The organism is Holdemania filiformis DSM 12042 (genome assembly GCF_000157995.1).
In the GTDB taxonomy this organism is placed as follows: domain Bacteria; phylum Bacillota_I; class Bacilli_A; order Erysipelotrichales; family Erysipelotrichaceae; genus Holdemania; species Holdemania filiformis.
Genome location: NZ_GG657557.1, coordinates 228938 through 237595, shown reverse-complemented (window position 1 = coordinate 237595; position 8658 = coordinate 228938). Strand labels below are relative to the sequence as shown.

Genomic DNA, 8658 nt, shown 5'->3' with positions numbered 1-8658 from the left:
CTTATTTCATCTTATGAACAGGCTGCAAATCAATTAACGAAAAAATTATGGAGTATGAGGAAGCTGCTCGTTGTTCAAGACTGGAAGCCAACGAAGGAGGGAAAACGATGCCGTCGATTAATGAACTGGAAGTTTATGCTCAGGAAAACCATGTGCCGATCATGATGAAAACCGGGATTAAGTTCATTCTGGAACTGATTCGTAATCAAGCCTATACCCGCATACTGGAACTGGGCACGGCCATTGGGTATTCTGCAATTCGAATGGCTAAGCTCTCGCCGCAGATTCAGATCGACACTTTGGAAAACGATCCGGAGCGGGCTCAGCTGGCGCTGGCGAATATTGCGGCACAACAGTTAGAGGCTCAGATTCATGTGCATGCCCTGGATATTGCTCAATTCCAGACTGATCAACAATATGATTTGATTTTCGTGGATGCAGCGAAGGCCCAGTATCCCCGCTATCTGGAACAATTCCGCGCTAATCTGGCGGATGGCGGAGTCTTTGTCTTTGATAATCTGAATTTCCATGGAATGGTCGAAGATCCTTCGCTGACGGAAAACAAGGGCACCCGGCAAATGATTAAAAAACTGCGGCGGTTTCGGGAAATGTTGATGACCCATCCCGATTATCTTACCCAGTTCTATCCCGAGGTCGGCGATGGGGTAGCCGTGGTGAGCTTGTTAAGAAAATAGTTTAAAACCGTGTGAAATATGATAGAATAGAGAAAAGGATCGGTGACAACGATGAAAAAAGGATTATTATTCGGTTTGCTGGCAGCCGCTGGCGGAGCGGCCTATCTGTTAAGCAAAGCCGCCAATAAAAAAGAAGAAGAAAAGACGATTATCACTCTGAGCAACGATGAGGATGAACCGACGGTCCAGCCGCAGGAAGAGAAGCCTGCTGAAGCGGAGCCTGAAGCCTTGGAAGAAGAACCGGCGGAAGAAGAACCGCAGTATTCCCGCGAGGTTCAGGAAATTAATCTGATGTATCCTTATCTAAAACCGGCGTTTATTTCAGCCTGTCTGAAAGAACAGCTGGATTTCGATCAGAACTATCCGGAAGGCTCGCTGATCACGATTTATCACGATATCAGCTTCCCTGCCGTTGAGGATTTGATTACCTTCGTCCGGATCATTAAGGAACACGATTATCAAATCAATGAAGCGGACGGCGATCAGTCGCTTACGATCAGTAAGGATCTGATTGTGGAAAAAGGAAAAATTCTCAGCGATATTCTGAATGTTTCCAACCAGGTCTGCTGCCTGAACGGTCAGTATCACGCGTATCGCCTGGAATCCAAATAAAAGAAAACAAGTCTGCTTGCCGTGTTGACGGTGCGGACTTTTTCTTTTTTAGGCGTGATTTCCGGCCGCTCCTCTTGAGTGAAAATAACCGAAAGCGGTGTCATAGACCGCAGATCGCTAAACGAATTCTACACTTTGTCAAAACCGGAAAAATCCCTTTATCCTAAGGGATTCTTTATTGTTTTAAAACGGGTTCATCTGTTGTATAATTAAAACACTTTGAGGTGAGAACTATGAAACAGCTGGAAGTTAAAAATCTGAGCTTTTCCTATGACGAATCGACGCATGCCGTGCGTCATGTTTCCTTCGCTATTGAGAAAGGCAGCTATACAACGATTATCGGTCACAACGGCAGCGGCAAGTCGACCATTGCCAAACTGTTGATCGGCCTGTTGGAAAAAGACGAGGGCGAGATCCTGATTGATGATCTGCCTTTGAATGAGGAAAACCTGATGGAAATCCGCAGCCGTGTCGGGATTGTGTTCCAGAATCCGGATAACCAGTTCATCGGTTCTACTGTGCGGGACGACATCGCGTTCGGCTTGGAAAATCATTGCGTTGAACAGTCGAAAATGGACGCGATCATCACGGAATTTGCGGAAAAAGTCAACATGAGCGAATACCTGGAAAGTGAACCGACCCGGTTATCGGGCGGTCAGAAGCAGCGTGTCGCCATCGCCGGTGTGCTGGCAATGGCACCGGAAATGATCATTTTTGACGAGTCAACAAGTATGCTTGATCCGCAGGGCAAGGATGAAATCAACCGCGTGATTCGTCAGCTCCATGAAGAAACGCAGCTGACAATCATCTCGATTACCCACGACATTGAAGAAGTGGCCAAGAGCGATCATGTGCTGGTCATGGATCAGGGCGAGATTAAGATGGAAGGCACGCCGGATGAGATCCTGCTGCGGGATAAAGAACTGATCCGCCTGCATCTGGATATTCCGTTCAGCATTAAGCTGCAGCAGCAGTTAAAGAAAAACGGCTTGACCATGAAGCCGGAAATCACGATTGAAGGGCTGGTGAATCAACTGTGTCAATTCGATTTGAAAAATTAAGCTATACATATTCCAGCGGCACGCCGTTTGCCTATGCTGCGTTGAAAGACGTCGATCTGGAAATTGAGGAAGGCAAGGTTACGGCGATCATCGGCAAAACCGGCAGCGGCAAGACGACGCTGGTGCAGCATCTCAACGCGCTGCTGCTTCCGACTGCGGGGAAGCTTGAAATTCTGGGAAGAACGATCAGCGCTCAGCAGAAACCGGAACATCTGAAAAGTCTGCGCAAAGACGTCGGTCTTGTATTTCAGTTTCCGGAATATCAGTTATTTGAAGAAACGATTCTGAAGGACATTGCATTCGGTCCGAAAAACTTCGGCGCCAGTGAGGAAGAAGCAGTTCGCCGGGCTCGTGAGGTCATCCGGGTCGTCGGTTTGGACGAAACGATGCTGGAACGTTCCCCGCTGGATCTGTCAGGCGGTCAGAAACGCCGCGTTGCGATTGCCGGTATTCTGGCGATGGATCCGCAGGTGCTGGTGCTGGACGAACCGACAGCGGGCTTAGATCCGCAGGGCGCTCAGTCAATGATGCAGCTGTTTATGAATCTCAACAAGCAGATGAAGAAAACTGTACTGATCGTAACGCATGATATGGAGCATGTTCTCAATTACTGCGATAACGTTGTCGTTGTGGACAACGGCCAGATCCTGCAGACAACCTCGGTTCATGAATTCTTCCGCAAAACCGATCTGTTAAAGCAATTGAACATCCTGCCGCCGGCGATCATCCGCACCCGCGAGATGCTGAATCAGCGCGGCTTTCACCTGTCTGAGGAGATTATGGACATTCCCTCCCTGGCGAAGGAAATCCTGCGGGAGGTGAAGCTGAAATGAATAACTTTGCGTTAGGCAAATACATGCCGCTCAATTCCCCGATCCACCGCATGGATCCGCGGGCCAAGATCATGGCGATGCTGATCGTGCTGATCGCGATCTTTTTCCCGGCCGGATTCTTAGGCTATGCGATCATCGCCGCCTGTGCTGTCGCTGTTGTGCTGATCGCCAAGCTGAGTCTGAACTTCGTCTGGCGGTCGATGAAGCCGATGTTGTTCATGCTGCTGTTTTTGCTGATTGTCAACATTCTTGTGCTGCGCACCGGCGCACCGTTAGTCACGATATTGGGCTTCACGATTTACAGCGACGCGGTGTTTCAGACGTTATACATCGCAATCCGGTTAATGTTGATGATCGTCATCACGACGGTATTAACCGCCACGACGAAACCGCTGGATCTGACGCTGGGCATTGAAGATCTGCTGCAGCCGTTTCAGCGTTTCCATCTGCCCTCCCATGAAATCGCGATGATGATCTCCATCGCGCTGCGCTTCATTCCGACGTTGATCGAAGAAACGCAGCGGATCATGCGCGCTCAGGCCAGCCGCGGCGTTGATCTGAAGGAAGGCAAGCTGAAAGAAAAGATCATGGCTGTGCTGTCCTTGATCGTGCCGTTGTTTGTGTCGGCGTTTCAGCGGGCGGAGGAGCTGGCAAACGCCATGGAAGCCCGCGGATATTGCCCGGGACGGACGCGGACGCGATATAAGATCTTAAAGATGGAAGGCCGGGATTATCTGCTGCTGGCAGGATCTGCAGCATTGCTGGGAACGATGCTTGTTCTCTGGCTGGCATGATGCAGCGGTTCAAGGCGGTCGTCAGCTACGATGGCTTTGATTATGCCGGTTGGCAGATCCAGCCGGCCGAGCGCGGAGCGACGATTCAACAGACGATTCAGGACGCGATCAGCGTCATCTGTCAGCAGCCCGTGTCCATCACGGGGTCTGGTAGAACGGACGCCCAGGTCCATGCCTGGGGACAGGTTTTCCACTTTGACGTCGATTTTTCACTCAACGCTTTCCAATGGAAGCGGGCGATCAACGGCCATCTGCCGAAAGATATCCACATCCGTTCGGTCGAGGCTGTCGATTCGCGTTTTCATGCCCGTTTTGACGCCATTGGAAAACGGTATGAATATCGGATACAGCTGGGAGAGGCAAACGTATTTACCCGCCGTTATGCCTTTCAGTCACCCTGGACGTTAAATGTTCAGGCGATGCGCGAAGGCGCGGCTTATCTGATTGGCGAGCATGATTTTTCTTCCTTCTGCGCGAATTCCCGGGCTGAAATGCCGGATCAGGCGCGGACGATTACCCGCCTGGAACTGGCTGAGGAAAACGATCAGCTGCGCCTGATTTATGAAGGCAGCGGGTTTCTGCGGTATATGGTGCGAATGATGACCGGCACGTTGATTGAAGTGGGACGCGGACGGCTGGCGCCGCAGGATGTGCAGTGGATGCTGCAGGCTCAGGATAAACAGATCTGTCACTTCAATGCGAAACCGCAGGGGCTGACCTTAGTTGAAGTCTATTATCCAGCAGCCGCGGCGGAGGCTCCGGCGGACGATTCTGCGTTAAATAGGAAACAAAAAGAAAAATAGAAGGTAAACAAAAAAACTGACTCCAACGATCAGTTTTTTTCATTCTTCGATATTCGACCAGCCTGGCAAAACCAGACGTAAGCGAAAATGGGAAGCTTCTTATACTATATTTTCCAGCTTCGCTTTGATCTGGAGGAACATTGACTCTTCTTCACTGGCCTCGATGACGCTGATCATCGCGGGAAAATAATCACGCCGCAGCGGATTCACCAGTAACATCTTGACCTCGCACAGCTGCTGTAGCGGCAGCGCCAGATCACAGGCCGATCCAAATAAAATAAAACCAATTCCAGAGTTTTCCACAAACGGCGATGCTTTCAGCGCGGTATAATGCTGCTGAGCCTGCGCCAGTGCGGTTTCAGGAATTCCCGTAGGAATATGCGTAAAACCAATCTTCTTGATGTTCAGCAGCTCCTCCATTAAAACGATCGGCTGCTCGCTGAAATATAAAATATGTCTGTGTTCAGAAAGTTCCATAGTTATCACCTGACTTTAGTATGGACGAAATGAATTCTTTCTATACTCTAGTTGACATATAATATTATACAATCTATAATATTATACAAGGAGGAGATACCATGACATTTCAGATTGGTTCGGTCCTGCTGGATGCGTGTGTTTTAGCGATTCTGGCGAAAGAGGATACGTATGGCTATCGTCTGACCCAACAGATCAAGGAAACGCTGGGGGTCTCGGAATCAACCTTGTATCCGGTCTTGAGAAGGCTTCAGAAAGAAGAATTATTGGAAACCTACGATGTCGCGGTGATGGGGCGAAACCGGAGATATTACCGGCTGACGGACGAGGGTCTGGAGAAAAACAAGGAATATAAGCGGGAGTGGGTGTATTTTTCCCGGAAGATAACGACGATTTTAGAGGGAGGAAATCTTAATGACTAGACAGATTTATCTGCATCGGCTGAAAGAAGCGCTGGAAGGCCTGCCGCGGGAAGAACAGGAAAGTGCGATGCGGTATTGTGAGGAATATTTTGATGAGGCAGGTGAAGATCAATTTGAGCAGGCTGTTCATGATCTGGGATCGCCGGAGGAGTTTGCGAAGGGTATCCGCAGCAGTTATAACAGCCGGATTAACGCTGATCAGCAGGAATCTAAGAAATGGCCGTGGCCGCTGATTCTGTGCCTGGCGCTGGTTGCCAGTCCGATTTGGGTGCCGTTGGCGATTGTGCTCGTCATTTTGGTGATCATTTTTGGATTCCTTCTGTTTTTGCCGTTTATGGTCATTCTTCTTCTGTTGTTCTTATTCTTTGGACTGGCTGGATCGTTGTTGGTGACGGCCGTCAGAATGATTTTTGTTTCCTGGGCTTCGGCCGGACTGGCTTTGGGCGGAATGCTGATCTGCACGGCGTTGTTTCTGGTCTGCTTATGCGGCTTGATAGCTCTGGTTAAAAAGGTTTGGCCGTGGGCCAAGGGGAAGGTGCAGGAAGGTGTGGAATGGATTCAGGAAAGGAGAAATCAGGCATGAAGACAGTCTTGAAAATTGCAGCGGGTATGGGCGCGGCCGGATTGATTCTGATCTTAACGATCTCACTGATCACCGGGAAAACATCCTTAACCTCGCAGGATTTGGGAATTAACGTCGATCAGCTGGAAAACGGCGTCGGTATCCGTGTCGGCGATCATTGGATGGGCATGGGACAGGGCCACATGAACCGGCAGCATCACGACGAGGATGAGGATTATGAAACTCATAACTGGCATGGTATGGGCATGGGATATGGCGATGGAAATTATCAGACATACGATGAAACCTTTTCCGATATCACAGGCATCGATGTCGAAAGTGATTTGGGCGATGTCACGCTGATGCGCAACGATGGGCCGCAGACCCGTGTGGAAATCAATTACCGGAATTGCCAGAGTATCAAAACGAAGGTGGAAAAAGGAATTCTGAAAGTGGAATTAGAACATCCGGATCATATCAACACCTGCAATCTGAGTCATGATCACAGCTGGATCACCATTTATGTCGGCAGCGGAGTAACACTGGCTAATTCTGAATTGGAGCTGGCCCTGGGTGATTTAATTGTTGAAGATCTGGACTTTGTGGATTCTGAATTTGAGATGGCGCTGGGGGATGTGGATTTCACCGGGACGCTGCACGGCCGGTGCAAGTTTGACGTCGCGCTGGGCGATGTGAGAATGATGTTGAACGGAAGCCGCTCAGATTATCGGATTGAAGCGGAGAACGCGATGGGCAGTCTGGGAATCGACGGCGCCTACTATGATCAGAAGATGGCAAATTCCTGGAAGGATACTTCAGGAACACATTATTTGAAAGTGGAGAATGCCATGGGGGATACGGATATCCAGTTCCGTTAACCTTCAAATAAGGAAACGGATAGGGAAGCGGCAAAACAGCCGCTTTTCATATTTTACGGTGAAATGGCACACGGAGAGCTGTGGGAATCCGGGAAATAGGGAAAAGTGTGAAAATAAACGGTAAAAAGGCTAAAAAACAGTTGACGAAAAGGGGCCGGGAGTTTAGAATAATACTCGGCAACTTATGCCAAATGTAGCCCCGGAAACTACACTTGGTTAGGAGGAATTAAATTATGCGCCAGACAACTATGGCAAAACCAAATGAAGTTGTACGTCAGTGGTACGTCGTTGACGGACAAGGATTAACACTGGGACGGCTTGCGAGCGAAGTCGCAACGGTTCTGCGTGGAAAGCACAAACCTACTTATACACCAAATGTTGACTGCGGTGATTACGTCATCGTGATCAATGCTGACAAGATCGAAATCACAGGCGATCAGGATAACAAGAAGAGCTACTTCAGCCATTCTATGCATCCAGGTGGACTGCGTGTCCGCACAACGCGCGTGATGCGGGAACAGTATACGGTTGAATGGGTCGAAAAGGCCATCAAGGGTATGCTTCCGCACACCAAGTTAGGCGACGTTATGCGTACGCATCTGTTCGTTTACACGGGCAGCGAGCATCCGCATCAGGCTCAGAAACCTGTTGAGCTGAAAATCAAGGGTTAGTAAGGAGAAAGACTAATGGCAGCGAAAAAGAAATCAAACGTAACATACATCGGCACAGGCCGTCGTAAAACAGCTGTTGCCCGCGTCTTCATGACCCCGGGCACAGGTGCAATGAGCATCAATGGAAAGACTTTGGAGGAATACCTGCCGGAAGAAACTCTGCGCATGGTTGTCCGTTCCCCGTTGGAACTGACAGAAACTCTGGGTCAGTTCGACATCAAGATCAACGTCTGCGGCGGTGGATTCACCGGCCAGGCAGGCGCTATGCGTCATGGTATCGCACGGGCACTGCTGGAAGCTTCCAGCGATTACCGTCCGAAGCTGAAGGCTGCGGGTTTCCTGACTCGTGACAGCCGTGCTAAGGAACGTAAGAAATACGGCTTAAAGGCCGCTCGTAGAGCTCCGCAGTTCAGCAAGCGTTAATTGCTGCTTCGTAATCAAACGAAAGCAAGCTTGCAAAAGCGCAGTCAAAACTTTGACTCAAAACGGGAGTGTCAGCCTGAAATTTCAGGTTGGCACTTTTTTTTGTATTCTAAGAATTTCGATGCGTCAGAGGCAAAAAGAAAATGAAAAGTGTGAAAGTAAAGCAATTTAGCTTACTGTCATGCAATATTTGTGACTGCGCAAAGCGCAGTAATGGAGGTAAGAATGAAGCAAACTCAAATGCGTTGATGCGAGATCACGTTTATTGTATAATTAACTCAAAAGATGGTGGGCATCTCTGAAAGCGAGGTCTTCTTCATGAAAACAATAACGTGTTCCGATCGAGTCTACTATGATGAATTGCTTCCTGAAGAAGCTCAGGCTATTCGCCAGGATAGCCTTCTATATCATTCTATCCTCCATACCG

At 49.2% G+C, this 8658-nt stretch carries 12 protein-coding genes; 11 read left to right on the top strand and 1 reads right to left on the bottom strand.

Features of this window, described 5'->3' with window-relative positions:
• Positions 1-107: 107 nt before the first annotated feature.
• The 6 genes from HOLDEFILI_RS10025 to truA all read left to right on the top strand — a co-directional run bounded on the left by HOLDEFILI_RS10025 (position 108) and on the right by truA (position 4798).
• Positions 108-695 carry an O-methyltransferase gene (locus HOLDEFILI_RS10025; protein WP_039864635.1) on the top strand — a complete coding sequence of 196 codons (588 nt, stop codon included), beginning with the start codon at positions 108-110 and terminating at the stop codon, positions 693-695.
• 51 nt (positions 696-746) lie between these two features.
• Positions 747-1307, top strand: a complete 561-nt coding sequence (locus HOLDEFILI_RS10020; RefSeq protein ID WP_006059547.1) for a hypothetical protein — start codon at positions 747-749, stop codon at positions 1305-1307.
• Between the two features lie 233 nt (positions 1308-1540).
• A complete protein-coding gene (locus tag HOLDEFILI_RS10015; protein WP_006059545.1) occupies positions 1541-2368 on the top strand; it encodes an energy-coupling factor transporter ATPase in 828 nt (275 codons plus the stop codon).
• A complete protein-coding gene (locus HOLDEFILI_RS10010; protein WP_039864634.1) occupies positions 2344-3201 on the top strand; it encodes an energy-coupling factor transporter ATPase in 858 nt (285 codons plus the stop codon). Before HOLDEFILI_RS10015 ends, HOLDEFILI_RS10010 begins: the two co-directional genes overlap by 25 nt.
• A complete protein-coding gene (locus tag HOLDEFILI_RS10005) occupies positions 3198-3995 on the top strand; it encodes an energy-coupling factor transporter transmembrane component T family protein (RefSeq protein WP_006059543.1) in 798 nt (265 codons plus the stop codon). The genes HOLDEFILI_RS10010 and HOLDEFILI_RS10005 overlap by 4 nt, the downstream gene beginning before the upstream one ends.
• Positions 3995-4798 carry a tRNA pseudouridine(38-40) synthase TruA gene (truA, locus tag HOLDEFILI_RS10000; protein ID WP_167317139.1) on the top strand — a complete coding sequence of 268 codons (804 nt, stop codon included), beginning with the start codon at positions 3995-3997 and terminating at the stop codon, positions 4796-4798. The genes HOLDEFILI_RS10005 and truA overlap by 1 nt, the downstream gene beginning before the upstream one ends.
• A 99-nt stretch (positions 4799-4897) precedes the next feature.
• Here the strand turns inward: truA and HOLDEFILI_RS09995 are convergent, their stop codons facing one another.
• On the bottom strand, positions 4898-5275 hold the full coding sequence (locus tag HOLDEFILI_RS09995; RefSeq protein WP_006059541.1) for a hypothetical protein: 378 nt from the start codon (positions 5273-5275) through the stop codon (positions 4898-4900).
• 101 nt (positions 5276-5376) lie between these two features.
• On the opposite strand from HOLDEFILI_RS09995, the gene HOLDEFILI_RS09990 reads away from it, so the two are divergent.
• The 5 genes from HOLDEFILI_RS09990 to rpsI all read left to right on the top strand — a co-directional run bounded on the left by HOLDEFILI_RS09990 (position 5377) and on the right by rpsI (position 8231).
• Positions 5377-5697: a PadR family transcriptional regulator gene (locus tag HOLDEFILI_RS09990; RefSeq protein WP_006059540.1), complete on the top strand. Its 321-nt coding sequence runs from the start codon at positions 5377-5379 to the stop codon at positions 5695-5697.
• Complete coding sequence (locus HOLDEFILI_RS09985; protein ID WP_006059539.1) at positions 5690-6280, top strand: DUF1700 domain-containing protein; 591 nt, start codon at positions 5690-5692, stop codon at positions 6278-6280. The genes HOLDEFILI_RS09990 and HOLDEFILI_RS09985 overlap by 8 nt, the downstream gene beginning before the upstream one ends.
• The gene (locus tag HOLDEFILI_RS09980; RefSeq protein WP_006059538.1) at positions 6277-7137 is read left to right on the top strand and encodes a DUF4097 family beta strand repeat-containing protein; all 861 of its coding nucleotides are present in this window, start codon (positions 6277-6279) and stop codon (positions 7135-7137) included. The genes HOLDEFILI_RS09985 and HOLDEFILI_RS09980 overlap by 4 nt, the downstream gene beginning before the upstream one ends.
• A gap of 233 nt (positions 7138-7370) precedes the next feature.
• Positions 7371-7808, top strand: coding sequence for a 50S ribosomal protein L13 (rplM, locus tag HOLDEFILI_RS09975; protein ID WP_006059537.1), 438 nt, complete (start codon positions 7371-7373; stop codon positions 7806-7808).
• A 15-nt stretch (positions 7809-7823) separates the two neighbouring features.
• Positions 7824-8231, top strand: coding sequence for a 30S ribosomal protein S9 (rpsI, locus tag HOLDEFILI_RS09970; RefSeq protein WP_006059536.1), 408 nt, complete (start codon positions 7824-7826; stop codon positions 8229-8231).
• Positions 8232-8658 lie beyond the last annotated feature (427 nt).

What these genes read in the sequence shown, in the direction of transcription:
- HOLDEFILI_RS10025 (WP_039864635.1), top strand. Translation starts at nt 108, where the DNA reads ATGCCGTCGATTAATGAACTGGAAGTTTATGCTCAGGAAAACCATGTG.
- HOLDEFILI_RS10020 (WP_006059547.1), top strand. Translation starts at nt 747, where the DNA reads ATGAAAAAAGGATTATTATTCGGTTTGCTGGCAGCCGCTGGCGGAGCG.
- HOLDEFILI_RS10015 (WP_006059545.1), top strand. Translation starts at nt 1,541, where the DNA reads ATGAAACAGCTGGAAGTTAAAAATCTGAGCTTTTCCTATGACGAATCG.
- HOLDEFILI_RS10005 (WP_006059543.1), top strand. Translation starts at nt 3,198, where the DNA reads ATGAATAACTTTGCGTTAGGCAAATACATGCCGCTCAATTCCCCGATC.
- truA (WP_167317139.1), top strand. Translation starts at nt 3,995, where the DNA reads ATGCAGCGGTTCAAGGCGGTCGTCAGCTACGATGGCTTTGATTATGCC.
- HOLDEFILI_RS09995 (WP_006059541.1), bottom strand. Translation starts at nt 5,275, where the DNA reads ATGGAACTTTCTGAACACAGACATATTTTATATTTCAGCGAGCAGCCG.
- HOLDEFILI_RS09990 (WP_006059540.1), top strand. Translation starts at nt 5,377, where the DNA reads ATGACATTTCAGATTGGTTCGGTCCTGCTGGATGCGTGTGTTTTAGCG.
- HOLDEFILI_RS09985 (WP_006059539.1), top strand. Translation starts at nt 5,690, where the DNA reads ATGACTAGACAGATTTATCTGCATCGGCTGAAAGAAGCGCTGGAAGGC.
- HOLDEFILI_RS09980 (WP_006059538.1), top strand. Translation starts at nt 6,277, where the DNA reads ATGAAGACAGTCTTGAAAATTGCAGCGGGTATGGGCGCGGCCGGATTG.
- rplM (WP_006059537.1), top strand. Translation starts at nt 7,371, where the DNA reads ATGCGCCAGACAACTATGGCAAAACCAAATGAAGTTGTACGTCAGTGG.
- rpsI (WP_006059536.1), top strand. Translation starts at nt 7,824, where the DNA reads ATGGCAGCGAAAAAGAAATCAAACGTAACATACATCGGCACAGGCCGT.